Below are 25,190 nucleotides of genomic sequence, written 5' to 3' on the forward strand. Positions count from 1 at the left end.
TTCCGGGAAAACCATAAGAATCGCTTAATCCGCCGGTGCGATGCTTCCCGGGCCGGCATGTGCTGGCGACACCCGCACCCGCATGCACACCAAATCCGCCCCGTCCCTGTTGGTCGGCTCCAGACCTCTTCGCCCGACCTGGCGCCCCGCCACCGCCGTATGGCTGCTGTCGCTGTGGCTGGCCGTGGCCGGCAACCTGCCGCTGTGGCTGCGCGTGAACGACCTGGCCGGCACCCCCGCGCAGCGCCTGGCGCTGCTGGGCGGTTTCGGGCTGGTGGTGCTTGGCATCACCGCCTCGCTGCTCTCGCTCCTGGCCTGGCCGCGCGTGTTCCGCCCGGTGACCACAGCCCTGGTGCTGGTGAGCGCGTTCAACACCCACTTCATGCTGCAGTACGGCGCCGTGATCGACCCGACCATGCTGGCCAACGTGATGCAGACCGACGTGCGCGAGGTGCGCGATCTGATGTCGTGGACCCTGCCGCTCACCGTGTTGCTGGTCGCCGGCCTGCCCCTGTGGGTGATCTGGCGCCGCCCGCTGGCCATGCGCAGCTGGCTGCCACAGACCGGACGCAACGCGCTGGGCGCACTCGTCGGTGTGGTGGCCGTGGTGGCCGCCACCTTGCTCACCTACCAGGACCTGGCCTCGCTCATGCGCAACCACAAGGAGCTGCGCTACATGGTCAATCCGGTCAACACGCTGTACGCCGGCAGCCGCCTGGCGGTGGACCAGCTGCCCAGGCAGGTGCAGGCCCTCAAACCCGTGGGCGAAGACGCGCAACTGGGCGCGAGCTACGCCGGCCAGAGCAAGCCACCGCTGTTGATGGTGGTGGTGGGCGAGACCGCGCGTGCCCAGAACTTCGGCCTCAACGGCTATGCCCGCAACACCACGCCGGCGCTCGCGCGCTGGCAGGCCGAGGAAGGCCTGGTCAACTTCGGCCAGGTGCAATCGTGCGGCACCAACACCAAGGTGTCGGTGCCCTGCATGTTTTCGCCGCTCACGCGCGCGCAGGGCGGGGACCAGACACCCGAACACGAGAACCTGCTGGATGTGCTGCAGCGCGCGGGCCTGGCCGTGCTGTGGATCGACAACCAGGCGGGCTGCAAGGGCGTGTGCGCCCGCGTGCCCAACGCCAGTGCGCTCGACCTCAAGATCCCCGGCCTGTGCGACGGCGGCGAGTGCCTCGATCCCGCCATGCTCGACGGCCTGGACGCACGCATCGCCGCGCTCGACCCGGTGCGCCGCGCACGCGGCGTGGTGCTGGTGCTGCACCAGATGGGCAGCCACGGCCCGGCGTATTCGCACCGCGCGCCTGCGGACCGCAAGCCCTTCATGCCCGAGTGCACCAGCAACACGCTCTCCGACTGCCCGCCCGAACAATTGGTCAACGCTTACGACAACTCCATCGCCTACACCGACCACTTCCTCGACCTGTCGTTGCAATGGCTCAAGGCGCGCGAGAAGAGCGGCGCCTTCCAGACCGGCCTGATCTACATGTCCGACCACGGAGAGTCGCTGGGTGAGAACGGCCTGTACCTGCACGGCGTGCCTTACGCGCTGGCGCCGCAGCAGCAGACCCATGTGCCCATGGTGACCTGGCTGTCGCCGGGTCTGCAGCGGCGCAGTGGCGTCACGGGTGAGTGCCTGCGCGCCCAGGCCGCCAAGCCGATGTCGCACGACAACCTGTTTCATTCGGTGCTGGGGTTGATGGACGTGAAGACCCAGGCGCACGACGTGGCGCTGGACATGCTGGCACCGTGCGAGACGGCGTATTCGAAGCTGCGTCAGGTCACGCAGCCAGCGGCAAACTGAGGCGAACGCACAAGCCGCCCAGCGCACCGCGGTCGAGCGCGATGTCACCGCCATAGAGGCGGGCCAGATCGGCCACGATCGCCAGGCCCAGGCCGCTTCCCGGGGCCGACTCGTCCAGCCGCGCACCGCGCGCGAGCACCGCATTGCGTTGTTCGGCCGAGATCCCGGGGCCGTCGTCATCCACGACGACCCGCAGCACGCCTGCCTCGCCGGAAGCGCCCACCCGCACCGTGGTGCGCGCCCACAGGCAGGCGTTGTCCAGCAGGTTGCCCACCATTTCCTGCAGGTCCTGTTCTTCGCCGGCGAAGGCCAGTGCGTCGTCCCCCGGGTTCAGTTCAAGCGCCAGTCCACGCCCGGCGTGCACCCGTTCCATCACCCGCAGCAGACCCGCGAGCACCGGGGCCACCCGCGTGCGCTGACCCGGCTGGCGGACCGATGCCGCGGCACGCGAACGGCTCAGGTGCGCGTCGATGTGTTTGCGGGAGACCTCCACCTGTGCCCTCACCAACGCCGGCAGATCCGAGGCCCCGGCATCTGCAGCCTGCGCCATCACCGCCAGTGGTGTCTTCAGGGCATGTGCCAGGTTGCCGGCGTGTGTGCGCGCGCGCGCCACCACACCGGCGTTGGCCTCCAGCACCTGGTTGAAGTCGTCGATCAGGGGCTGGACCTCGGACGGGAAGTGCCCCTGCAACCGCTGGGTGCGGCCTTCGCGCACGTCGTTGAGCCCTCGCTGCATGGCGCGCAACGGTGCCAGACCCACCACCACCTGTGCCAGCGCGGCCAGTGCCAGCAAGCCCAGCAAAAGCAACAGCGAGGTGGCCAGCACGCGTCGGAAACGGGCGATGGCCTGTGCGGTTTCCTGCAGGTCGCCCGCCACGATCAGGCGCCACTGCGCGCCGGGGGCTTCGCCCGAGCGCACCGTGCGTTCCAGCATCAGCACCGGTGCGTCCCGCGGGCCCAGCCCTTCGTGGCGGTGCGTTCCGCCTTCGGTCAGCGCGTCTGCGTCGAGCGACAGACTGGTGTCCCACAGCGAGCGTGAGCGCAGCTCGCCGATCCGGCTCATGCCATCTGCGCTGACGCGGTCGACCTGCCAGTAAAGGCCGGAGAACGGACGCTGCCATCGCGGGTCTGTGAGGGACTGGGGATCGATCATCGGCTGGCCGGTGACGTCGAACGCGAGTTTCGCGGTGAGTTGGTCGAGCTGCTGCGTGAGCGAGGCTTCGAACTGGCGCATGACGTGGTCGCGGAACAGTCCGCCGAGCGCCACGCCGGCCAGCGCCAGCGCCAGCGCCAGCGCCGTCAAGGTGCCCAGCAGCAGGCGCACCCGCAACGAGCCGACCCAGCGTTTCATGGCGGCGGCACCAGACGGTAGCCCAGGCCGCGCACGGTCTCGATCAGGGCGGGTGGCAGCTTCTTTCGCAGCCGGCCCACAAAGACCTCGATGGTGTTGGAGTCGCGCTCGAAGTCCTGCGCGTAAATGTGTTCTGTGAGCTCGGTGCGCGAGACCACCGCGCCAGGGCGGTGCATCAGGTAGTCGAGCACCTTGTATTCGTGGCTGGTCAGCACCACGGTCTGGCCTTGCAGGGTGACCCGGCCGCTGCGCGTGTCCAGCGCCAGTTCCCCACACTGCAGCACCGGCGAGGCCAGGCCACCGGCGCGGCGGATGAGTGCGCGCAGACGCGCCAGCAACTCCTCCATGTGAAAGGGTTTGGTCAGGTAGTCGTCGGCACCGGCGTCGATGCCGGCCACCTTCTCACTCCAGTTGTCGCGCGCGGTGAGGATGAGCACCGGCACCACGCGGCCCGCGCTGCGCCAGCGCTTGAGCACGCTCAGGCCGTCCAGCACCGGCAGGCCGAGGTCGAGCACCACGGCGTCGAAGGCTTCGGTGTCGCCCAGAAAGTGCGCGTCGCGCCCGTTGTCGGCCTCGTCCACCGCATAGCCGGCCTCGTGCAGACCCGTGCGCAGTTGCGCGCGCAGGGTGGGGTCGTCTTCAACCAGCAGGATGCGCATGGATCAGTCTCGCCGACCGCGGTCCTTGCGGCTCAGAACGGTGGCGGTCTTGGCATCGAGTGCGAGCTTGATCAGCCGCCCGTCGTTCTGCAGCAGCTTCACCTCGTAGACCAGGCGGCCGTCCTCCTCCTCGATCTCGATGTCCAGCACCTGGCCCGGGTACTCGCGTTCCAGGCGTTCCAGCAGGGTGCGCAGCGGCATCACCTGCCCGGCCTTGAGCGCTTCGCGGGCCCGGTCGTGGTCATCGTCCCGTCCGGCCGCCGGCAACGCCAGCAGCGCGGCGCCCAGGAGGCAGGTCAGTGTGAGCTGCTTCAGGCAGCAAAGACGCAGGGTGTTCACGCTCGGGAGTCCAGCCCACCGGGGAGCGGTGGCGCACCAGCCGATTGTGCGGGGCGAAGCTGAACGTCCGATGAACGCGCGCTTCAGGTGGCGTACAGCAGGGCTTTCGCATGATGGCCTCACCCTGACGAACACACGCACACCATGAACCCATCCATCTCCCTTCCCAAGCGCCTGGTGACCGTTGCGGCGCTGGTCCTTTCGGTGGCAGCCGTGCAGGCCGGTGACACCTCGCCGGGCGAGCAGCTCAGCCGCTGGAGCGCCGAGGCCGGTGCGCCAGGCAGCGTGCCCAGGGGCCAGGCGTTTTTCAGCAACCGCCACGGCGCCGAATGGTCTTGCGCGTCGTGTCACGGCACACCGCCCACCCGCCAGGGCGAGCACGCCAGCACCGCCAAACCCATTGCACCGCTGGCGCCGGCCTTCAACGCCAAAGCCTTCACCGACGCCGCCAAGTCGGACAAGTGGTTCCGGCGCAACTGCAAGGACGTGCTCAGTCGCGAATGCAGCCCCACCGAGAAGGCCGACGTGCTGGCCTACCTGCTCAGTCTCAAACTGTGAAAGACACGCCATGAAAACGCAACTGATCCTGTGGAGCGCACTGGCTTTGGGCATGACCACCGCCCAAGCCCATGCCGACGGCGGCCCGATGATGCCGCGCAACGTGCCGCAGGCCTATGCGCAGGAGTGCGCCGCATGCCACGTTGCCTATCCGCCCGGCATGCTACCCGCGCGCTCGTGGCAACGCATCATGAGCGGGCTCGACAAGCACTACGGCACCGACGCCTCGCTCGATGCGGCCACGGTGACGCAACTCGGCCAGTGGCTGCAAACCCACGCCGGCACCTACAAGCGCGTGGTGGATGAACCACCGCAGGACCGCATCACACGTTCGGCATGGTTCGAACGCAAGCACCGGGACATCGACCCCGCCGTGTGGAAGCACGCCAGCGTGAAGAGCGCGGCCAACTGCGCCGCCTGCCACACCGGCGCCAGCCAGGGCCGTTACGACGACGACGACCTGCGTTTTCCCCCGGGGCTGGACGCGCGCCTGCGCCGTGGCTGGAACGATTGAACTTCTGAAAGACCACCATGCAGACCTCACCCGATTTCAACGCCGCCACACGCCCCGAGGCCACGCGGGCGATGCCCGTGCCCACGCGGCTCGTCATTGACGCGCCCACACGCATGTTTCACTGGCTCTTTGCCTTGAGCTTCTTGGGCGCCTACCTCACCGCCGACGGGGAGCGCTGGCGCCTGCTGCACGTCACGCTGGGCTACACGCTGGCCGGGCTGCTCGCGTTTCGCGTGCTGTACGGCCTGTTCGGACCGCGACAGGTGGGCCTGGGCCAGCTCTGGCGCAAGCTGTCGGGCGCACCGGCCTGGCTGCGTTTGCTTGTCTCTGCGCCCGTCCCGGGTGCCGTCAACTGGCGCCAGGGCCAGAACCTGATCATGGCGCTGGCCGTGTTCGCGCTGCTGACGATGGTGGTGCCGCTCACGCTGAGTGGCTACGGCAGCTACAACGACTGGGGCGGCTGGCTGGAGGACGTGCACGAGGTCTTCGGCCAGGCCTTTCTGGCGGTCGTGCTCGGTCACATCGCGCTGATCGCCGCCTTGAGCCTGCTGCGCCGCAAGAACCAGGCGATGCCCATGCTCACCGGCCGCGTGGATGGTCCAGGCCCGAGTCTGGTGAAGCACAACCGCAGCTTGCTGGCAGCGCTCTTGCTCGTCGCAGTGCTGGCGTTCGGTGCCTGGCAGTGGCAGCAGTCGCCCAGCGGCCTGGTGTCGGCGCAGACCTGGGGTGGCCTGCTGTCGGGTCCGTCGGCACACGAGGATGACGACTGAGCGACGGCTGAGGAGGGGCCTTTCCTACAATGCGAGGGTTTGTCCTCCACCCACCTGCACAGCACCATGTCCTTCATCCGCTTCTCCGATCTCTGTTCCAGTGGCCGCGTCAAAGGCCAGCGCGTGTTCATCCGGGCCGACCTCAACGTGCCGCAGGACGACACCGGACGCATCACCGAAGACACCCGCATCCGCGCGAGCATTCCGGCGATCCAGATGGCGCTGGACGCGGGCGCGGCGGTCATGGTCACTTCGCACCTGGGCCGCCCCACCGAAGGCGCGTTCAAGCCCGAAGACTCCCTGCAGCCCGTGGCCGCGCGCCTGGCCGCGCTGATGGACCGCCCGGTGCGCCTGGTGTCCGACTGGGTCGATGGCGATTTCTCCGTGGCGCCCGGCGAGGTGGTGCTGCTGGAAAACTGCCGCCTCAACGTGGGCGAAAAGAAGAACAGCCCCGAACTCGCGAAGAAGCTCGGCGCGCTGTGCGACATCTTTGTGCACGACGCCTTCGGCACCTCGCACCGCGCCGAAGGCACGACCTACGGCATCGCCGAGACCGCGCCCATTGCCTGCGCTGGCCCGCTGCTGGCCGCCGAGATGGACGCCATCGCCGCCGCGCTGCTGGCGCCCAAGCGCCCGCTGGTGGCCATCGTGGCCGGCAGCAAGGTCAGCACCAAGCTCACCATCCTCAAGAGCCTGGCGAGCAAGGTGGACCAGCTCATCGTCGGTGGCGGCATCGCCAACACCTTCATGCTTGCGGCTGGCCTGAAGATCGGCAAGAGCCTGGCCGAGGCCGATCTGGTGAGTGAAGCCAAGGCCGTGATCGAGGCCATGAAGGCGCGCGGCGCCGAGGTGCCGATCCCCACCGACGTGGTGACCGCCAAGGCCTTCAGCGCCGATGCGGTGGCCACGGTGAAGGCCGCCACCGATGTGGCCGACGACGACCTGATCCTGGACATCGGCCCCCAGACCGCGGCGAAGCTGGCCGAGCAGCTGATGAAGGCCGGCACGATTGTGTGGAACGGCCCGGTCGGCGTGTTCGAGTTCGCGGCGTTCGAGAACGGCACCAAGGTCATCGCGCAAGCCATTGCGAAGAGCAGCGCCTTCAGTATTGCGGGCGGCGGCGACACGCTGGCGGCCATTGCCAAGTACGGCATCGAGAAAGACGTGGGCTACATCTCCACCGGCGGTGGCGCCTTCCTGGAGGTGCTGGAAGGAAAGACGCTGCCGGCGTTCGAGGTGCTCGCTCGGCGAGCCCAGGGCTGATTCAGACGGGGGGCTGGCGCGTGGGGATGCGCGCCACAACCAACACCCCGATGAGGGCGGCGATCAGCACGATCGCCATCACCACCGGCCGGTCGCGCAATCCCCACGCCGACAGACCCACCATCACCACCATGCTCACCTGGGCGACGGTCTTGCTGCGGCGCGTGAGGTTGCGGTGGGTTTCCCAGTCGCGCACCATCGGACCGAGAAAGCGGTGGTTGAGCAGCCAGCCGTGCAGGCGCGGGGAAGCCTTGGCATAACAGGCGGCGGCGAGCAGGATGAACGGCGTGGTCGGCAGGCCGGGCAGCACCACCCCGATGAGGCCGAGTGCCAGCGCCACACTGCCGGCCAGCCACAGCAGCCAGCGCACCAGGCGCGAGCGGTGCAGGGTCATGGGGCCCACCACCCCAGCGGATGGCGGGCGAGTGCGATCGAGGCCATGAAGGCCACGCACAGCAAGGCCGCCAGCAGGCACAGCGCACGCACCAGGGTGGATGCGGTGCTGCGCATGGCCACGACGCCCAGCGCGATATACACCACCAGCAGGCCGAGCTTGAGACCGAGCCAGGGTGTGTGCAGCGGGTTGAGTTGCAGCAGCCACCACAGGCTGGCACCGGCCGTCAGCAGTGCGCTGTCAATCACCTCGCTCGTGCGGCGCCAGCCCGGGCGCATGGGCCAGGGTTGCCCTTGCAGCGCAGCCAGCGCGCGCACCGCAAACAGGCCCACGCTGGTCATGACCAGCCCCAGGTGCGTCTTGAGGAGCAGCGGGTAGGCCCAGGCGATGTCTGGTGGTGGCATGGGGTGGTGCGGTGCGGTCGGTGAAAGTCACCGCCAGCATAGCGCGTCCCACCGCCGCGCCCGGCTCAGCAGCAGGCCGCGCGCGAAGGCTCGAACTGCGGGAACAACTGGTTGTTTTCCAGGTGGATGTGCGCGATCAGGTCGTCCGAGAACTGATGAATACCTGCGTACAGCGCGCGCCAGGTGTTGCACGCGCCCTGGGGCGGTGTGGCGTCGTGCGTCAGGGCCATCAGGCGCTCCAGTTGCTCGCCGTGGCTGGTGTGTTCCCCGCGCATCACGCCGATGGGGTGCATGGCCATGCCGCGCCCGCCCGCCTTGAGCATGGGGAACAGGATGTTCTCTTCCTTGGCCATGTGCTCCAGCATCTCGGCCTCAATCGCTTCCAGGTGCTCGGCAAGACCCGTGGGCACATCGGGGTGCTCGCGGTGCACCGCCTCCACCCGGCGCGCCATGCGGATCAGCTCGGGCAACTGCTCGCGGTGCACCGCGTGGTAGCGCGTGAGGATGTGGTCGATCATCTCGGCGGGCACCTGCGGCACGGCCGGGCCGTCGGGGCGGTCCAACCGGGCGAGTTCGGCCAGCACCGCGTCCACCGCCAGGCCCTTGTTGTCGCAGGCCTGTTGCAGGGCGATCTGGCCGCCGCAGCAGAAGTCGAGCTTGAGGCGGCGAAAGACGGCGGTGGAGCCGGGCAACTCCACGGCGATCTGGCCAATGGGCTGGCGGGCGCGGTCCAGGGTGTCGGCGGGAGCGAAGGTGGTGTCCATGGCGTGCTTCCTTAAAGGTTCATGTGGTATGAATATATTAGCGCATAAAATGCAGACAACATGAATATTCAGACCATCCGTACGGACATCGGTCATGAGGAGGATGCGCCATGCGATTGACCCACTGGACCGACTACAGCCTTCGCGTGCTGATGTACTGCGCCGCCAGCGAGCAGCGCGAGCACCCCGCCACCGTGGGCGAGATCGCCGAAGCCCACGGCATCTCGCGCAGCCACCTGACCAAGATCGTGATGACGCTCTCCGGCCTGGGCCTGCTGGAGACCACGCGCGGGCGCGGAGGCGGCCTGCGCCTGCTCAAGCCGGCGCACAGCATCGTCGTGGGTGAGGTGGTGCGCCAGACCGAAAGCGATTTCACCCTGGTGGAGTGCTTCGACGCGGAGCACAACAGCTGCCGCCTGGACGGCCACTGCCGACTGAAGGGTGCGCTGCGAGAAGCCATGGACCGTTACCTGGAAGTGCTTGACGGCGTGACGCTGGCCGATCTCGTTGCGCCCGCGGCGGATGCGCGCAGTGGCCAGCGGGTGCGCTTCGTGCCCGGCCTGCCGCGCCCGCCCGAGGCTGCGGTCCGTCGCGCGCGGGTATCTACCGGCGGCGAAAGCCGCTAACCTCGCGCCATGGTGTCCACCGCCTCGTTGTCGACCAAGCTGGTGCGTATTGGCGCTGGCTTGCTGCTCGTCGCGCTCGCCTCCATCGGCCTCACGCTGTGGGTGACCTGGCAGCTCGAAGGCGGCGCGGCGGCGGTGAACGAAGCCGGGCGCATGCGCATGCAGACCTGGCGGCTCACCAGCGTGGCGCAGGCCGGGCGTGCGCCGGCCGAGGTGGCGGCGCTGGTGCAGGAGTTCGACCAGAGCCTGGAGCTGCTGCGCCGCGGCGACGCCAGCCGGCCGCTCTTCGTGCCCTGGGACGAGGCGGTCCGCCGCGAGTTCGCCACGGTGGAGGCCCTGTGGCGGAACCAGCGCCCGCTGTGGTTGCAGACCACGCCGCCCGACCCCGCGCAGGCGCTGGCCGCAGCCGACGCCTTCGTCGATGCGATCGACGCCCTGGTGCTGGCGATCGAGCAGCAGCTCTCGGGCTTCACCGCCATCCTCAACCTGTTCCAGTTCCTCATGATGGCGCTGGCCATCGGTGGCGCGGTGGTGATGCTCTACACCGGCTACATGTACGTGATCCACCCGCTGGCCCACCTGCGCCAGGGCTTGCGCCGGCTGGAGTCGGGCGACTTCAAGGCGCGCGTGGAGGTCGACACGCTGGACGAATTCGGCCAGGTGGCGGGGGGCTTCAACCGCATGGCGTCCACGCTGCAGTCGATGTACGCCGGGCTGGAGAGCCAGGTCGAGAGCAAGACGCGCCACATCGAGGCACAGCGCGCGCGGCTGGCCACCCTGTACGAGGTCAGTGCTTTCATGGCCCGTGCCGGCAGCATCGAGGAGCTCTCGCGCGGCTTTGCCCAGCGTGTGCGCACGGTGGTGAAGGCCGACGCGGTGGCGGTGCGCTGGAGCGACGAGGCCAGCCAGCGCTACCTGATGCTGGCCTCCGATTGTTTCCCGCTGGAAATGGTGGACGAGGAGCGCAGTCTGCTGGCGGGTGCTTGTGCCTGTGGCAGCCTGCAGCCCGATGCACGCACGCGCGTGATTCCCATCCGCAGCCACGACGAGCTGGAGGTGCGCCACTGCGCGCGCGCCGGCTTCGAGACGCTGGTGAGCGTGCCGGTGCGCCTGCAGAACCGCCTGCTCGGCGAGATCGACCTGTTCTACCGCTCGCAGGCCAGCCTGAGCGCGGGCGAGACCGAGCTGCTCGACGCCCTGGCCAGCCACCTCGCAAACGCGCTGGAGAGCCTGCGCGCCTCCGCGCTGGAGCGCGAGGCGGCGGTGGGCGAGGAGCGCGCGCTGATCGCGCGCGAGCTGCACGATTCCATCGCGCAGTCGCTGGCCTTCCTCACGATCCAGGTTCAGCTGCTGCGCCTCGCCGTGCAGAAGGCACAGCCCCAACAGGTGCAAGCCACGATCGACGAACTCGACCAGGGCCTGCGCGAGAGCATCAACGACGTGCGCGAACTGCTGGTGCACTTTCGCACCCGCACCAACACCGACGACATCGAGCGCGCGCTGCAGGAGACGCTGCAGAAGTTCCAGCACCAGACCGGCTTGAGCGCGAAGCTGCACGTGGAGGGCCACGGCCTGCCCTTGCCGCCCGACGTGCAGGTGCAGGTGTTGCATGTGCTGCAGGAATCGCTCTCCAACGTGCGCAAGCACGCCGGCGCCAACCATGTCCAGCTGGATGTGATCAAAGGCTCGCAGTGGCGCTTTCGTGTGCGCGACGATGGTTCGGGCTTCGACACGCTGGACGCGCCCGACGAATCCCATGTGGGGCTGAAGATCATGCGCGAGCGCGCCGCCCTCATCGGCGCGCGGGTCGGCGTGAGCTCCGAGCCCGGCCAGGGCACCACCGTGGTCCTGACCCTGCCACCCCACCCGGTGGCGGCCAATCCGGCCGTCACACCCGCCACCGAACACAGCGTTTCATGACCGACTCACCCGCCCGTCCGATCCAGTTGCTCGTGGTCGACGACCACTCCCTGTTCCGCCGAGGGCTGACGGCCTTGCTCTCGCAGGACCCGCGCTTCGAGGTGAGCTGCGAGGCCGGTGACGTGGGCGAGGCGCTGCGCTGCGTGGCGCGCCAGCAGCCCGACGTGATCCTGCTCGACAACCACCTGCCCGGCGTGCTGGGCGTGGATGCGATCCCGTCCTTGCGCGAGGCCGCACCGGGCAGCCGCGTGCTCATGCTGACCGTGAGCGAGAACGAGGCCGACCTGGTGGCCGCGCTCAAGGCCGGTGCCGACGGCTACCTGCTCAAGACGGTCGAGTCGCACCACCTGTGCGAAGCCATCGTCAAGGTGACGGAGGGCGAGTCGGTGGTCAGCCCCGAGATGACGACCAAGCTCGTGTCGGCCCTGCGCGCGCAGCCCCCAGCCAACGGCAACGGCAACGGCAACGGCAACAGTGTTGATGCATCGGGTGCAGCCGCCGACGCGGAGCTGGCCTCCCTCTCGGCGCGCGAGCTGGAGATCCTGCACCTGATCGCGCGCGGCGACAGCAACAAACACATCGCGCGCCAGCTCGACATCGCCGAGACCACGGTCAAGATCCACGTGCAGCACATCCTGCGCAAACTCCACCTCACCTCGCGTGTCCAGGCAGCGGTGTTCGCCGCCCGACACGCTCCCTAGGAGAACCGGAAATGGCCTTGCACCACCTTGCATCCGGCGAAATCGCCAACCTCGTGCACCAGGGCGGTGACGCACTCAGCACCCAGTCCATTGCCCTGTTCAAGTCCGAGCAGCTCGAAGTCATCCGCCTGCGGTTGCCGCTGGGCCGCGCCATGCCGATGCACCAGGTCGCGGGCGAAATCACTGTGCAGTGCCTCGAAGGCGTGATCGACTTCGAGACGCCCGAGGGCGTGCAGCGGCTGCAGCCCGGGCAACTGCTCTTTTTGCGCAGCGGTGTGCCGCACAGCCTGCTCGCGGTGGAAGACGCCAGCGTGCTGGTGACCATCGTTCTGGTGCCGGCAAACACGCCTTGAGGCATTGAGCCAGATCAATTGATGGCCACAAACCGGCGGCCGTAGTTCTTCCGGACGCACCGCGTCCCGCCACCATCGTTCTTCAGAGCCGCCCGGGCGACCGGGTGGTGGATAGCCAGCCGCGCTCGCCGCGACGACAGTCTCTTCATGCCCCGCGTGGAGAAACCAACATGGCCTCTGAACTGAACAACGACAAAAAAGCGTGGTCCGTGCTGATCGTCAGCACGCTGGCCTTCACCGTGTGTTTCATGGTCTGGATGATGTTCGGCGTCATCGGCATCCCGATCAAGAAGGCGCTGGACCTCAACTCCACGCAGTTCGGCCTGCTCATGGCCACGCCCGTGCTCACGGGCTCGCTGGTGCGCGTGCCGCTGGGCATCTGGACCGACCGCTACGGTGGCCGCATCGTGATGGCCATCCTCATGGCCATCACCGTGCCGGCGATCTGGCTCATGAGCTACGCCACAGCGTACTGGCACTTCCTCACCATCGGCCTGTTTGTCGGCCTGGCGGGTGGCTCGTTCTCGGTCGGTACGCCCTATGTGGCGCGCTGGTTCCCCAAGCACCGCCAGGGCATGGCCATGGGCGTGTACGGCGCGGGCAACTCGGGCGCGGCGGTCAACAAGTTCGTGGCCCCGGTGCTGCTCGTGGCCTTTGGCTGGACCATGGTGCCGCAGGTGTACGCAGCCATCATGCTGGGCACGGTGGTGCTGTTCTGGCTGTTCAGTCACAGCGACCCCGCTCACCTGGTGCCGAGCAACGTGTCCTTCGTGGACCAGCTCAAGGCACTCAAGGACCCCAAGGTGCTCAAGTACTGCCAGTACTACAGCATCGTCTTCGGTGGCTACGTGGCGCTCTCGCTGTGGATGGTGCAGTACTACGTGGGCGAGTTCGGCCTGGACATCCGCGTGGCCGCGCTGCTGGCGGCCTGCTTCTCGCTGCCCGGTGGTGTGCTGCGGGCGGTGGGCGGCGTGATGTCGGACAAGTTCGGCGCGCACAAGGTCACCTGGTGGGTGCTGTGGGTGAGCTGGATCTGCCTGTTCCTGCTCTCGTATCCGCAGACCGACTTCACGGTCGTCACCGTCAACGGCCCGCGCACCTTCCACATCGGCCTCAACGTCTACCTCTTCACCGGTCTGATGTTCATCCTGGGCATCGCCTGGGCCTTCGGCAAGGCCAGTGTCTTCAAGTACATCAGCGACGACTACCCGAAGAACATCGGCGCCATCAGCGGCATCGTCGGCCTGGCCGGTGGCATGGGCGGCTTCGTGTTGCCCATTCTGTTCGGTGCGTTGATGGACATCACCGGCATCCGCTCGAGCGCCTTCATGTTGATGTACGGCGTGGTCTGGGTCTCGCTCATCTGGATGTACTGGACCGAGGTGCGCCAGACCGAGGTCATGGGCGCCAACGCCAAACCCTTTTCCCTTCAGAACTGACGCCACGCGTCGGTCCACACCACCATGAACAACACACAAAAGATCGGCCCCGACATCGTCGACTGGCGGCCCGAAGACGAGACCTTCTGGAACAGCACCGGCAGCAAGATTGCCTACCGCAATCTGTGGATCTCCGTGCCGGCCCTGCTGTGCGGCTTCGCCGTCTGGGGCATGTGGGGAATCATCACGGTGCAGATGCTCAACCTGGGCTTTCCCTTCACCCAGGCCGAGCTGTTCACGCTCACCGCCATCTCCGGCATCTCGGGCGCCACCATGCGCATCCCGGCGTCCTTCCTGGTGCGCCTGGCCGGTGGACGCAACACCATCTTCCTCACCACCGCCATGCTGCTGGCGCCGGCGATTGGCACCGGCTTCGCGCTGCAGCACCCCGAATGGCCGCTGTGGTCGTTCCAGCTGCTGGCGCTGTGGTCGGGCGTGGGGGGCGGCAACTTCGCCAGCTCCATGTCCAACATCAGCACCTTCTTTCCGAAACGGCTGCAGGGCACGGCGCTGGGTCTGAACGCGGGCCTGGGCAACTTCGGCGTCACGACCATGCAGATCGTGATCCCGCTCGTGATGACGCTGCCGCTGCTCGGCGCCTTCGGTGGTGAGCCCATGACGCTGGTGAAGGACAGCGGCTGGATCTTCGGCAAGATCGCCGCCGGCACGCCCACCTGGATCCAGAACGCGGGCTTCGCCTGGGTGATCTCGCTGGTGCCCCTGTCGATCCTGGCCTGGTTCGGCATGAACAACCTCAAGACCGTGTCCCCCGACACCGGCCACCCACTGGTTGCGTTCGCCAAGGTCACCTACCTCTACACCCTGGCCTTCATCCCGGCCATCTTCATGCTCTGGCTGTACCTGCCGGCGCCCACCGGTCTGGGCATCCTGAACATGTGGGTCGCGATCCCGCTGGACATCGTGCTGGCGCTGCTCATGATGCGTCTGGCCGCCTTCGGTGCCATGAAGGAGAACGTGGCCAAGCAGTTCGCCATTTTCGGCAACAAGCACACCTGGTCGCTCACCGCGCTCTACATCGTCACCTTCGGCTCCTTCATCGGTTTCTCGATGGTGCTGCCGCTGGCCATCACGGTGATCTTCGGCTTCCAGCACGTGGCCGATGCGGCCGGTGTGATGACGCACACGCTGAAGAATCCGAACGCGCCGTCGGCCTTGACCTACGCCTGGATCGGCCCCTTCGTCGGTGCCGCGGTGCGGCCCATCGGCGGCTGGATCTCCGACAAGGTGGGCGGCTCCATCGTCACCCAGGTCATCTCGGCGGTGATGGTGCTGGCCTCCGGGGCGGTGGGCTACGTGATGATGCAGGCCTACGGCTCGGCCACGCCGGAGCAGTATTTCACCGCCTTCATCGGCCTGTTCATCGTGCTGTTCTTTGCCAGCGGTATCGGCAACGGCTCGACCTTCCGCACCATCGGCGTCATCTTCGACCGCCAGCAGGCCGGCCCCGTGCTGGGCTGGACCTCGGCCGTGGCCGCGTATGGCGCCTTCATCGCGCCGGTCGTGATTGGCGCGCAGATCAAGGCCGGCACACCGCAGCTCGCCATGTACGGCTTCGCCATCTTCTACGCCGTCTGCCTGGTGCTGAACTGGTGGTTCTACCTGCGCAAGGGCTCGGACATTCACAACCCCTGACCGGACCGCCCCCGCGCGTTCCCGCACCCCCCGCATCGCTGTCACACGGAGCATTTCCATGAGCCATTTCCTCGACCGCCTCTCCCACTTCTCGCTGCCGCGCGAGTCCTTCTCGGGCAACCACGGCCAGACCACCGGCGAAGACCGCACCTGGGAAGACGCCTACCGCAACCGCTGGGCGCACGACAAGGTCGTGCGCAGCACCCACGGCGTGAACTGCACCGGTTCGTGCTCGTGGAAGATCTACGTCAAGGGCGGCATCGTCACCTGGGAAACCCAGCAGACCGACTACCCGCGCACGCGCTGGGACATGCCCAACCACGAGCCGCGCGGCTGCGCGCGCGGCGCCTCCTACAGCTGGTACCTGTATTCCGCCAACCGCGTGAAGTACCCCATGGTGCGTGGCCGCCTGCTGGAGCGCTGGCGCGCCGCGCTCGCCGTGGCGAAAGACCCGGTGGCTGCCTGGGCCTCCATCGTCGAGAACCCCGAAGCCCGACGCGACTACCAGCAGGTGCGCGGCATGGGCGGCTTCGTGCGCAGCAACTGGGACGAGGTCAACCAGCTGATTGCCGCGGCCAACGTCTACACCATCAAGCAGCACGGGCCCGACCGCATCATCGGCTTTTCGCCCATCCCGGCCATGAGCATGGTGAGCTACGCCGCCGGCTCGCGCTACCTCTCGCTCATCGGTGGCGTGTGCATGAGCTTTTACGACTGGTACTGCGACCTGCCACCGGCCAGCCCGCAGGTCTGGGGTGAGCAGACCGACGTGCCCGAATCGGCCGACTGGTACAACAGCTCGTTCATCATTGCCTGGGGCTCCAACGTGCCGCAGACGCGCACGCCCGACGCCCACTTCTTCACCGAGGTGCGTTACAAGGGCGCCAAGACGGTGGCCGTCACACCCGACTACTCCGAGGTGGCCAAGCTCTCCGACCTCTGGCTGCACCCCGAGCAGGGCACCGACGCCGCGCTCGCCATGGCCATGGGCCACGTGGTGCTCAAGAACTTCTATTTCCCCGCAGGCGGCAAGCCAAGGTCCAGCTATTTCGACGACTACGCGCGCCGCTACACCGACCTGCCGCTGCTCGTGATGCTGAAAGAGCACACGCTGGCCGACGGCACCAAAACCCTGGTGCCCGACCGCTACCTGCGTGCCAGCGACTTCAACGGACGGCTCGGCCAGAAGAACAACCCCGAGTGGAAGACCGTGGCCTTCGACACCGGCGGACGGGCCGTGCTGCCCAACGGCTCGATCGGCTTTCGCTGGGGCGAGGCCGGGCGCGGCGACGAAGGCAAGTGGAACCTGGAATCCAAGGAAGCCCGCAGCGACACCGACGTGAAGCTCAAGCTCTCGGTGATCGAGGACGGCGAGCAGGACCACCAGGTGGTGGACGTGGCCTTCCCGTATTTCGGCGGCAACGCCGCGCCGCACTTCACCGCCAACGCGCAGAACGGTGCCATCAACCATGCCCGTGTGCCGGCCGTGCGCCTGCGTCTGGGCAAGGCCGGCGAGGAGCGCCATGCGATGGTGGCCACCGTGTTCGACCTGCAGGTCGCGCAGTACGGCATCGACCGTGGTCTGGGCAGTGGCGCGAAGGACTTCGACGACAATGCCGCCTACACGCCGGCCTGGCAGGAGAGCATCACCGGCGTGCCGCGCGACCAGGTCATCACCGTGGCGCAGCAGTTCGCCGACAACGCCGACAAGACGCATGGCAAGTCGATGGTGATCATCGGTGCGGCCATGAACCACTGGTACCACGCCGACATGAACTACCGCGGTGTGATCAACCTGCTGATGATGTGCGGCTGCATCGGCCAGAGCGGTGGCGGCTGGGCGCACTACGTGGGCCAGGAAAAGCTGCGCCCGCAAACGGGCTGGGTGCCGCTGGCCTTTGCCACCGACTGGGCGCGCCCGCCGCGCCAGATGAACAGCACCAGTTTCTTCTACGCGCACACCGACCAGTGGCGCTACGAGAAGCTCGGCATGGAAGAGATTGTGAGCCCCCTGGCCGACAAGGCCGCGTTTGGCGGCAGCATGATCGACTTCAACGTGCGCGCCGAGCGCATGGGCTGGCTGCCCAGCGCGCCGCAGCTCAAGACCAACCCGCTGCAGGTGGTGAAAGACGCCACCGCCGCCGGACTGGACCCCAAGGACTACGTGGTGCGTGCGCTCAAGGACGGCACGCTGCAGATGAGCTGCGAAGACCCGGATGCGCCGCAGAACTGGCCGCGCAACATGTTCGTGTGGCGCAGCAACCTGCTGGGCTCCAGCGGCAAGGGCCACGAGTATTTCTGCAAGCACCTGCTGGGCACCGAGAACGGTGTGCAGGGCAAAGACCTGGGTCGGGACGAAGCCAAACCCGAAGAGGTGGTGTGGCACGAGCACGCGCCGCAGGGCAAGCTGGACCTGCTGGTCACGCTGGACTTCCGGATGAGCACCACCTGCCTGTATTCGGACGTGGTGCTGCCCACCGCGAGCTGGTACGAGAAGAACGACCTCAACACCAGCGACATGCACCCCTTCATCCACCCGCTGTCGGCGGCGGTGGACCCGGTGTGGCAGAGCCGCAGCGACTGGGAGATCTACAAGGGTTTTGCGCAGGCCTTCAGCGAGGTCTGCAAGGGCCATCTCGGGGTCGAGAAAGAGGTGGTGCTCACGCCCATCATGCACGACACCCCCGGTGAACTGGCGCAGCCTTTCGACGTGAAGGAATGGAAGAAAGGCCATTGCGAACTCGTCCCCGGCAAGACCGCGCCACAGATCGCCGTGGTGGAGCGCGACTACCCCAACACCTTCAAACGCTTCACCGCGCTGGGCCCCTTGCTCGACAAACTGGGCAACGGCGGAAAGGGCATCGGCTGGAAGACCGGCACCGAGGTGGAGCAACTTGGCCAGCTCAACGGCACCACGCTCGACGAGGGCGTGACCAAAGGCATGCCCAGGATCGTGACCGACATCGACGCCTGCGAGGTGATCCTGCAGCTCGCGCCCGAGACCAACGGCCATGTGGCGGTGAAGGCCTGGGAAGCGCTGGGCAAGCAGACCGGGCGCGACCACACCCACCTGGCGCTCTACCGCGAGGACGAGAAGATCCGCTTCCGCGACATCCAGGCCCAGCCGCGCAAGATCATCAGCAGCCCGACCTGGAGCGGCATCGAGAGCGAGACGGTGAGCTACAACGCCGGCTACACCAACGTGCACGAACTGATCCCATGGCGCACCCTCACCGGTCGCCAGCAGTTCTACCAGGACCACCCCTGGATGATTGCCTTCGGCGAAGGCCTGGGCAGCTACCGCCCGCCGGTGGACCTGAAGACCACCGAGGGCATCCACAACATCAAGCCCAACGGCAACAAAGAGATCCAGCTGAACTTCATCACGCCGCACCAGAAGTGGGGCATCCACTCGACCTACAGCGACAACCTGATGATGCTCACCCTCAACCGGGGCGGCACCGTGGTCTGGCTGAGCGAAGACGACGCCAAGAGCGCCGGCATCGTGGACAACGACTGGGTCGAGCTGTTCAACATCAACGGCGCGGTGGCCGCGCGTGCGGTGGTGAGCCAGCGTGTGAACCCGGGCATGGTGATGATGTACCACTCGCAGGAAAAGATCATCAACACCCCGGGCTCCGAGATCACCGGCGTGCGCGGCGGCATCCACAACTCGGTCACGCGCATCGTGCTCAAGCCGACCCACATGATCGGTGGCTACGCGCAGCTGAGCTACGGCTTCAACTACTACGGAACGATCGGCACCAACCGCGACGAGTTCGTCGTGGTGCGCAAGATGGACAAGGTGGACTGGCTCGACACACCGGCCGACGACCACCTGATCCGCGCCTACCAGTCCCAGGGCGAGAACCCCTGAACACCTGCCGAACCGAAGGAGCCTGAATCATGAAAATACGCGCACAAATCGGCATGGTGCTCAACCTGGACAAGTGCATCGGTTGCCACACCTGTTCCGTCACCTGCAAAAACGTCTGGACCAACCGCCCCGGGGTGGAATACGCCTGGTTCAACAACGTCGAGACCAAGCCCGGCATCGGCTACCCCAAAGAGTGGGAGAACCAGGAGAAGTGGCAGGGCGGCTGGACCCGCCGCGCTGACGGCTCCATCGTGCCCAAACAGGGCGGCAAGTGGCAGCTGCTGATGAAGATCTTCGCCAACCCGCACCTGCCGCAGATCGACGACTACTACGAACCCTTCACCTTCGACTACGACCACCTGCAGTCGGCGCCCGAGATGAAGCACGCGCCCACCGCGCGCCCGCGCAGCCTGATCACCGGCGCGCGCATGGAGAAGATCGAGTGGGGCCCGAACTGGGAGGAGATCCTGGGCGGCGAGTTTGCCAAGCGCAGCAAGGACGCCAACTTCAGCGGCTTCGAGGCCGCGCAAAAGGCCATGGTGGGGGAGTTCGAGAACACCTTCATGATGTACCTGCCGCGCCTTTGCGAGCACTGCCTCAACCCGGCCTGCGTGGCCTCGTGCCCCTCGGGCTCGATCTACAAGCGCGAGGAAGATGGCATCGTGCTGATCGACCAGGACAAGTGCCGCGGCTGGCGCATGTGCGTGAGCGGCTGCCCCTACAAGAAGATCTACTACAACTGGAAGAGCGGCAAGGCCGAGAAGTGCATCTTCTGTTACCCGCGCATTGAAGCCGGGCAACCGACGGTGTGCAGCGAGACCTGCGTCGGTCGCATCCGTTACCTGGGCGTGTTGCTGTACGACGCCGACCGCATCCAGGAAGCCGCCAGCGTGCCCAACGAGATGGACCTCTACAAAGCCCAGATCGACCTCTTCCTGGACCCGCACGACCCGGCGGTGATCGCGCAGGCGCGCGCCGACGGCATCCCCGACAACTGGCTGGAGGCCGCGCGCCACAGCCCGGTCTACAAGATGGCGGTGGACTGGAAGGTGGCGCTGCCGCTGCATCCCGAGTACCGCACGCTGCCGATGGTCTGGTACGTGCCGCCGCTCTCGCCGATCACCGCCGCGGCCAACGCCGGGCACCTGGGCGACAACGGGGAGATTCCGGACGTGAGCCAGCTGCGCATCCCCGTGAAGTACCTCGCCAACCTGCTGACCGCCGGCGACACGATCCCCGTGGTGCGCGCGCTCGAACGCATGCTGGCCATGCGCAGCTACCAGCGCGCCAAGCACGTGGACGGCGTGATCAACCAGGACATTCTTGACCAGGTTCAGCTCAGTGTTCGCGAGGTCGAGGACATGTACCAGACCATGGCCATCGCCAACTACGAGGACCGTTTTGTGATCCCCACCACCCACCGCGAATACGCCGAGAACACCTTCAACATCAAAGGCGGCTGCGGCTTCAGTTTCGGCAACGGTTGTTCGGAAGGGCAGACGGAAACCAGCCTGTTCGGCAGCGAGAAGAAGCGCACCATCCCGATCAAGGCGGGGGTCTGACATGGCATTTTTCTCATCTCCCCCAAAGCCTGCCGTGCACACGCTGCGTGTGCTCGCCCACCTGTTGCGTTACCCCACCGCCGAGCTGCGTGAGCACGCCGGTGAACTGCGCGACGCGCTGCGCGCCGAGGCCGCCTTGCCGTCCACGCGGCTGGTCGAGCTTGACGCGCTGCTGGTGCACCTGAGCCAGCAGCCGGCGCTCGACGTCGAAGCCGACTACGTCGAGCTTTTCGACCGCGGGCGCAGCACCGCGCTGCACCTGTTCGAGCATGTGCTGGGCGATTCGCGCGACCGGGGTCCGGCCATGATCGACCTGATCCAGACCTACGAGAAGGCAGGCCTGTTCTTCGGCCCGACCGAGCTGCCCGACCACCTGAGCGTGCTGCTCGAATTCGCCTCCACCCAGCCCGCCACGGTGGCGCGCGAGTTCCTCGGCGAGAGCGCGCACATCGTGCGGGTGATCTTCAGCGCGCTGCTCAAGCGCCAGAGCCCCTACGCCAGCGTGCTGGCCGCCGTGCTCGAACTCGCGGGCGAGAAAGCCGAGCCGGTGCCGGTGGCCGCCGACCCCGGCATCGACGAGAGCTGGGCCGAACCTGCCGTGTTCGGCGGCTGCTCCACCGAAGGCCAGGCCCGGCCCGGCCAGCCACAACCCATCCGCATCGTGAAGGCGGCCACCGGCCGCCACCCCTCCCCCCCACCAGGAGCACAGGCATGACCTCACTGCACCACTTCCTCTTCGGCGTCTATCCCTACATCTGCCTGGCGGTCTTCCTCATGGGCAGCCTGGCCCGCTTCGACCGCGACCAGTACACCTGGAAAAGCGATTCCTCGCAGCTGCTGCGCAAGGGCCAGCTGCGCTGGGGCAGCAACCTGTTCCACCTCGGCATCCTGTTCCTGTTCTTCGGTCACGCCGTGGGACTGCTCACGCCGCACTACTTCTACGAAGGCTTCATGAGCGCCGCGGCCAAGCAGCGCATGGCCATCTACGCGGGTGGCATCGCCGGCGTGGTCTGCTTCGTGGGCCTCTCGCTGCTGCTGCACCGTCGCATCTTCGACCCACGCATCCGCCTCACCAGCCACCGCACCGACCTCGCCATCCTCGTCATCCTGTGGGTGCAGCTCACGCTGGGTCTGATCACGCTGCCGTACTCGTATTCGCACGCCGACGGCAGCGCCATGCTGGTGCTGGCCGAGTGGGCGCAGCGCATCGTCACCTTCCGCCCCGATGCGGCTGCGCTGGTCAACATGGACTGGCCGTACAAGGTGCACCTGGTGCTGGGCATGACGATCTTCCTGCTGTTCCCGTTCTCGCGCCTGGTGCATGTGTGGAGCGGCTTCGCCAGCGTGGCCTACCTCGTGCGGCCCTACCAGGTGGTGCGCAGCCGCCGCCTGGGTGTGCCGGCCAACCCGACGAATCCGGCCCACCCGAACCAGCCCCGCTGATCCCACCCAACCACGGGAGTCCCCATGAGCCATGACCTTTCCACATCCTCGGGCTGCGGCAGCAGCGCCTGCGCCTGCAAAGGCCCCGAGGCCGCTGCGACGGCTCCGGCAGCGATCGCCTGCGTCAACGGCATTGCCCTGCACGAAGCCGGTGAGACGCTGGATGCGCAGACCCTGCGCGAGCGCGCCTGCACCGAGCTGTTGCGCCAGCAGGCGGTGCGCAACGGCCTGCTGCCGCGCTTCACCGGCTTGAATGCGCCCGATCCCGATGAAGCCACGCGCCGCGCGATCGAAGCCCTGCTTGAAGCCGAGGTGCACTCGCCCGAGCCGGGCACCGAGGAATGCCGGCGCCACTACGAGGCGCACAAGCCGCGCTTCGTGGTCGGCCAGGCGCTGCACGTGCGGCACATCCTGTTTGCGGTCACGCCGGGCGTGCCGGTGAACGCGCTGGCCCAGCGCGCCGAAGCCGCGTTGCTGGAGCTCTCGCGCCAGGGCGTGGCAGCCGATCGTTTCGCGCAGCTCGCGGCCGAACTCTCCAACTGCCCTTCGAGCGCCCAGGGTGGCGACCTCGGCTGGATCACGCCGCAGGACTGCGCGCCCGAACTGGCCAAGGCGCTCTTCTTGCAGAACGACGCCATCCAGGCCGTGGGTCTGCACCCGCGTCTGGTGCACAGCCGCTTCGGCCTGCACATCGTCGAGGTGCTGGCGCGCGAGCCTGGGCGCCTGCCCGACTTCACCGAGCTGCGGGCGCAGATCGGTGCGCGCCTGGCCCTGCAGTCGCAGGCCACGGCGCTGCGCCAGTACATGCAGCTGCTGGTGGGCCAGGCCCTGGTGGAGGGCGTGGAGCTGGAGGGGGCCGACACGCCTCTCGTTCAATGAGCGCTCCTGCCGGGAGCGCAACAGCAGCGGACGAGCTGCTGTTGCGCCTGCGGCATTTCCGATCCGACTACTTCCCGCGCCACCAGCAGCGCTTTCAGGACCTGGTGGCCGAGGGCCAGCACCCCAAGACGCTGTTCATCGGCTGCTCGGACTCGCGCCTCGTGCCCTACCTGCTCACCGGCGCGGGCCCAGGGGAGTTGTTCATTGTGCGCAATGTCGGCGCCCTCGTCCCTCCCCACGATCAATCGCACGGCCTGCACGGAACGATGGCCGCGATCGAGTTCGCCGTGCTGAGCCTGCACGTGGAACGCATCGTCGTCTGCGGCCACAGCCACTGCGGCGCGATCCGCACCGCCTACGAAGGCGCGCCCGCCGAGGCCGTGGCACTCACCGCGTGGCTCAAGCTGATCGACGAGGCCCTGCTGCCCGTGCAGCCCTGCGCCGAGTCGATGCGCCGCACCGAGCAGCGCGCCGTGGTGCTGCAGCTCGAACGCCTCATGGGCTACCCCATGGTGCGGCGCGAGGTCGAGGCTGGCCGGCTCACCCTGCACGGCTGGCACTACGTCATCGAAGACGGAGAAGTGCATGTGTTTGATGCACAGCAAGGTGATTTCATCGCGGCCTCGGTAGCCTCCAACAGCGGCACCGGGCCGTACCAACCTTATGTGGAACACGATGGACAAGTCATCAGTTACTGAAGCGCCCGCAGCGCTGGCGGCCGAACTCCAGGCCCTGGCCCGACAGGGCGGTCTGCGCACCTGGCGCCTGCGCGGCCGCGAGCTGCTGCCGGTGGTGCAGGGCGGCATGGGCGTGGGTGTGTCGGCGGCCTCGCTGGCGGGCACCGTGGCGGGCCTGGGCGGCGTGGGCACGGTCTCGTCGGTCGACCTGCGCCGTCGCCACCCCGACCTGATGGCCGCCACCGCCCACCTGGACAAGGAGCCCGACGCGCGCGAGCGCATCGACGCGGCCAACCTGGTGGCGCTCGATCGCGAGATCCGCGGCGCGAAGGCTCTCGCGCAGGGCCAGGGTCTGGTCGCGGTCAACGTGATGAAGGCGCTCAGCGCCTACGAGCGGTACGTGCGCCAGGCGCTGCAGAGCGGCGCCGACGCGGTGGTGGTGGGCGCGGGCCTGCCGCTGGATTTGCCCGAGCTGGCGCGCGAGCACCCCGACACCGCGCTCATCCCCATCCTGTCTGACGCGCGCGGCGTGCAGCTGCTGGTGCGCAAGTGGGAGAAAAAGGGTCGCCTGCCCGACGCCATCGTGATCGAGCACCCCCGGCTGGCCGGCGGCCACCTCGGTGCGGCCAAGGTGGCCGACCTGCAGGACACCCGCTTTGATTTCGAGGTCGTGATCCCGCAGGTGCTCGACTTCTTCAAGACCGCCGGCATCGAGCGCGAAATTCCGCTCATCGCCGCCGGCGGCGTCAGTTGCCGCGACGACATCCTGCGCCTGCAGGCCCTGGGTGCCAGCGCGGTGCAGCTCGGCACGGCCTTCGCCGTCACGCGCGAATGCGACGCCGACCCGGCCTTCAAGCGCGTGCTGGCCGAGGCCCGACCTGAGGACCTGGTGGAGTTCGTCAGCGTGGCCGGCCTGCCCGCGCGCGCCGTGCGCACTCCCTGGCTGGACAAATACCTGCGCCTGGAGCCGCGACTGAAGGCGGTTGCGCATGTGAAGAAAAAGTGCAACATGGCGTTCGACTGCCTGGCCCATTGCGGCCTGCGCGAAGGCAAGGGCGAGATGGGGCAGTTCTGCATCGACCAGCAGCTCGGTCACGCGCTCGACGGCGACGCGCAGAAGGGCCTGTTTTTCCGGGGTGCGGGTGTGCTGCCGTTTGGCCAGCAGATCCGCCCGGTGCAGGACCTCATGCGCTGGCTGCTGGGCGGTGTCCATCCTGCGTCGGCTTAATGAAAG

24 protein-coding genes are annotated in these 25,190 nt (G+C 67.5%); 18 read left to right on the forward strand and 6 right to left on the reverse strand.

Annotated elements, in window-relative coordinates; genetic code table 11:
- The first annotated feature begins 82 nt into the window (after positions 1-82).
- Entirely contained in the window at positions 83-1,810 is a 1,728-nt protein-coding gene (locus tag F9Z44_RS01350; protein ID WP_159602939.1) for a phosphoethanolamine transferase, read from the forward strand.
- Here F9Z44_RS01350 and F9Z44_RS01355 read toward each other — a convergent pair.
- From F9Z44_RS01355 to F9Z44_RS01365, 3 genes are read right to left on the reverse strand one after another with little or no spacing between them, the layout of a single operon-like run.
- Positions 1,788-3,161: a sensor histidine kinase gene (locus tag F9Z44_RS01355; RefSeq protein WP_159602940.1), complete on the reverse strand. Its 1,374-nt coding sequence runs from the start codon at positions 3,159-3,161 to the stop codon at positions 1,788-1,790. The genes F9Z44_RS01350 and F9Z44_RS01355 overlap by 23 nt on opposite strands.
- Positions 3,158-3,820, reverse strand: coding sequence for a response regulator transcription factor (locus tag F9Z44_RS01360; RefSeq protein ID WP_159602941.1), 663 nt, complete (start codon positions 3,818-3,820; stop codon positions 3,158-3,160). Before F9Z44_RS01360 ends, F9Z44_RS01355 begins: the two co-directional genes overlap by 4 nt.
- A 3-nt stretch (positions 3,821-3,823) precedes the next feature.
- Positions 3,824-4,159 carry a PepSY domain-containing protein gene (locus F9Z44_RS01365; protein WP_236574223.1) on the reverse strand — a complete coding sequence of 112 codons (336 nt, stop codon included), beginning with the start codon at positions 4,157-4,159 and terminating at the stop codon, positions 3,824-3,826.
- A gap of 144 nt (positions 4,160-4,303) precedes the next feature.
- Here F9Z44_RS01365 and F9Z44_RS01370 point away from each other — a divergent pair, with 144 nt between their 5' ends.
- From F9Z44_RS01370 to F9Z44_RS01385, 4 genes are all read left to right on the forward strand, one after another.
- The gene (locus tag F9Z44_RS01370) at positions 4,304-4,717 is read left to right on the forward strand and encodes a DUF1924 domain-containing protein (RefSeq protein ID WP_159602942.1); all 414 of its coding nucleotides are present in this window, start codon (positions 4,304-4,306) and stop codon (positions 4,715-4,717) included.
- 10 nt (positions 4,718-4,727) lie between these two features.
- Positions 4,728-5,231, forward strand: a complete 504-nt coding sequence (locus F9Z44_RS01375) for a diheme cytochrome c (protein WP_159602943.1) — start codon at positions 4,728-4,730, stop codon at positions 5,229-5,231.
- A 17-nt stretch (positions 5,232-5,248) separates the two neighbouring features.
- Complete coding sequence (locus F9Z44_RS01380) at positions 5,249-6,001, forward strand: cytochrome b/b6 domain-containing protein (RefSeq protein WP_159602944.1); 753 nt, start codon at positions 5,249-5,251, stop codon at positions 5,999-6,001.
- 66 nt (positions 6,002-6,067) lie between these two features.
- Positions 6,068-7,264 (forward strand): phosphoglycerate kinase, encoded by a 1,197-nt coding sequence (locus tag F9Z44_RS01385; protein WP_159602945.1) that lies wholly within the window; start codon positions 6,068-6,070, stop codon positions 7,262-7,264.
- 1 nt (position 7,265) lies between these two features.
- Here the strand turns inward: F9Z44_RS01385 and F9Z44_RS01390 are convergent, their stop codons facing one another.
- The 3 genes from F9Z44_RS01390 to ytfE form a co-directional block, all read right to left on the reverse strand.
- A complete protein-coding gene (locus F9Z44_RS01390; protein WP_159602946.1) occupies positions 7,266-7,658 on the reverse strand; it encodes a YbaN family protein in 393 nt (130 codons plus the stop codon).
- Entirely contained in the window at positions 7,655-8,062 is a 408-nt protein-coding gene (locus F9Z44_RS01395) for a SirB2 family protein (protein ID WP_159602947.1), read from the reverse strand. Before F9Z44_RS01395 ends, F9Z44_RS01390 begins: the two co-directional genes overlap by 4 nt.
- 65 nt (positions 8,063-8,127) lie before the next feature.
- The gene (ytfE, locus tag F9Z44_RS01400) at positions 8,128-8,826 is read right to left on the reverse strand and encodes an iron-sulfur cluster repair protein YtfE (protein WP_159602948.1); all 699 of its coding nucleotides are present in this window, start codon (positions 8,824-8,826) and stop codon (positions 8,128-8,130) included.
- A 110-nt stretch (positions 8,827-8,936) separates the two neighbouring features.
- Between ytfE and F9Z44_RS01405 the strand changes: the two genes are divergently transcribed.
- The 13 genes from F9Z44_RS01405 to F9Z44_RS01465 all read left to right on the forward strand — a co-directional run bounded on the left by F9Z44_RS01405 (position 8,937) and on the right by F9Z44_RS01465 (position 25,184).
- Positions 8,937-9,452 carry an RrF2 family transcriptional regulator gene (locus tag F9Z44_RS01405; RefSeq protein WP_159602949.1) on the forward strand — a complete coding sequence of 172 codons (516 nt, stop codon included), beginning with the start codon at positions 8,937-8,939 and terminating at the stop codon, positions 9,450-9,452.
- A 9-nt stretch (positions 9,453-9,461) separates the two neighbouring features.
- Entirely contained in the window at positions 9,462-11,372 is a 1,911-nt protein-coding gene (locus tag F9Z44_RS01410; RefSeq protein WP_159602950.1) for a type IV pili methyl-accepting chemotaxis transducer N-terminal domain-containing protein, read from the forward strand.
- The gene (locus F9Z44_RS01415) at positions 11,369-12,073 is read left to right on the forward strand and encodes a response regulator (protein WP_159602951.1); all 705 of its coding nucleotides are present in this window, start codon (positions 11,369-11,371) and stop codon (positions 12,071-12,073) included. The genes F9Z44_RS01410 and F9Z44_RS01415 overlap by 4 nt, the downstream gene beginning before the upstream one ends.
- 11 nt (positions 12,074-12,084) lie before the next feature.
- Positions 12,085-12,426: a hypothetical protein gene (locus F9Z44_RS01420; protein ID WP_159602952.1), complete on the forward strand. Its 342-nt coding sequence runs from the start codon at positions 12,085-12,087 to the stop codon at positions 12,424-12,426.
- Between the two features lie 170 nt (positions 12,427-12,596).
- Positions 12,597-13,865 carry an MFS transporter gene (locus F9Z44_RS01425; protein WP_159602953.1) on the forward strand — a complete coding sequence of 423 codons (1,269 nt, stop codon included), beginning with the start codon at positions 12,597-12,599 and terminating at the stop codon, positions 13,863-13,865.
- A gap of 24 nt (positions 13,866-13,889) precedes the next feature.
- Positions 13,890-15,518: an MFS transporter gene (locus F9Z44_RS01430; RefSeq protein ID WP_159602954.1), complete on the forward strand. Its 1,629-nt coding sequence runs from the start codon at positions 13,890-13,892 to the stop codon at positions 15,516-15,518.
- 58 nt (positions 15,519-15,576) lie between these two features.
- Positions 15,577-19,395: a nitrate reductase subunit alpha gene (locus F9Z44_RS01435; protein ID WP_159602955.1), complete on the forward strand. Its 3,819-nt coding sequence runs from the start codon at positions 15,577-15,579 to the stop codon at positions 19,393-19,395.
- 29 nt (positions 19,396-19,424) lie between these two features.
- Positions 19,425-20,957, forward strand: a complete 1,533-nt coding sequence (gene narH / locus F9Z44_RS01440) for a nitrate reductase subunit beta (protein WP_159602956.1) — start codon at positions 19,425-19,427, stop codon at positions 20,955-20,957.
- 1 nt (position 20,958) lies between these two features.
- Positions 20,959-21,672, forward strand: coding sequence for a nitrate reductase molybdenum cofactor assembly chaperone (narJ, locus tag F9Z44_RS01445; RefSeq protein WP_159602957.1), 714 nt, complete (start codon positions 20,959-20,961; stop codon positions 21,670-21,672).
- Complete coding sequence (gene narI / locus F9Z44_RS01450; protein ID WP_159602958.1) at positions 21,669-22,400, forward strand: respiratory nitrate reductase subunit gamma; 732 nt, start codon at positions 21,669-21,671, stop codon at positions 22,398-22,400. Before narJ ends, narI begins: the two co-directional genes overlap by 4 nt.
- Positions 22,401-22,424: 24 nt before the next feature.
- The gene (locus F9Z44_RS01455; protein WP_159602959.1) at positions 22,425-23,279 is read left to right on the forward strand and encodes a peptidylprolyl isomerase; all 855 of its coding nucleotides are present in this window, start codon (positions 22,425-22,427) and stop codon (positions 23,277-23,279) included.
- Positions 23,276-23,977, forward strand: a complete 702-nt coding sequence (locus F9Z44_RS01460; protein ID WP_159602960.1) for a carbonic anhydrase — start codon at positions 23,276-23,278, stop codon at positions 23,975-23,977. The genes F9Z44_RS01455 and F9Z44_RS01460 overlap by 4 nt, the downstream gene beginning before the upstream one ends.
- Positions 23,955-25,184 (forward strand): NAD(P)H-dependent flavin oxidoreductase, encoded by a 1,230-nt coding sequence (locus F9Z44_RS01465; RefSeq protein WP_201449994.1) that lies wholly within the window; start codon positions 23,955-23,957, stop codon positions 25,182-25,184. The genes F9Z44_RS01460 and F9Z44_RS01465 overlap by 23 nt, the downstream gene beginning before the upstream one ends.
- Positions 25,185-25,190: the final 6 nt, after the last annotated feature.

It is taken from the genome of Hydrogenophaga sp. PBL-H3 (assembly GCF_010104355.1).
GTDB lineage: Bacteria > Pseudomonadota > Gammaproteobacteria > Burkholderiales > Burkholderiaceae_C > Hydrogenophaga.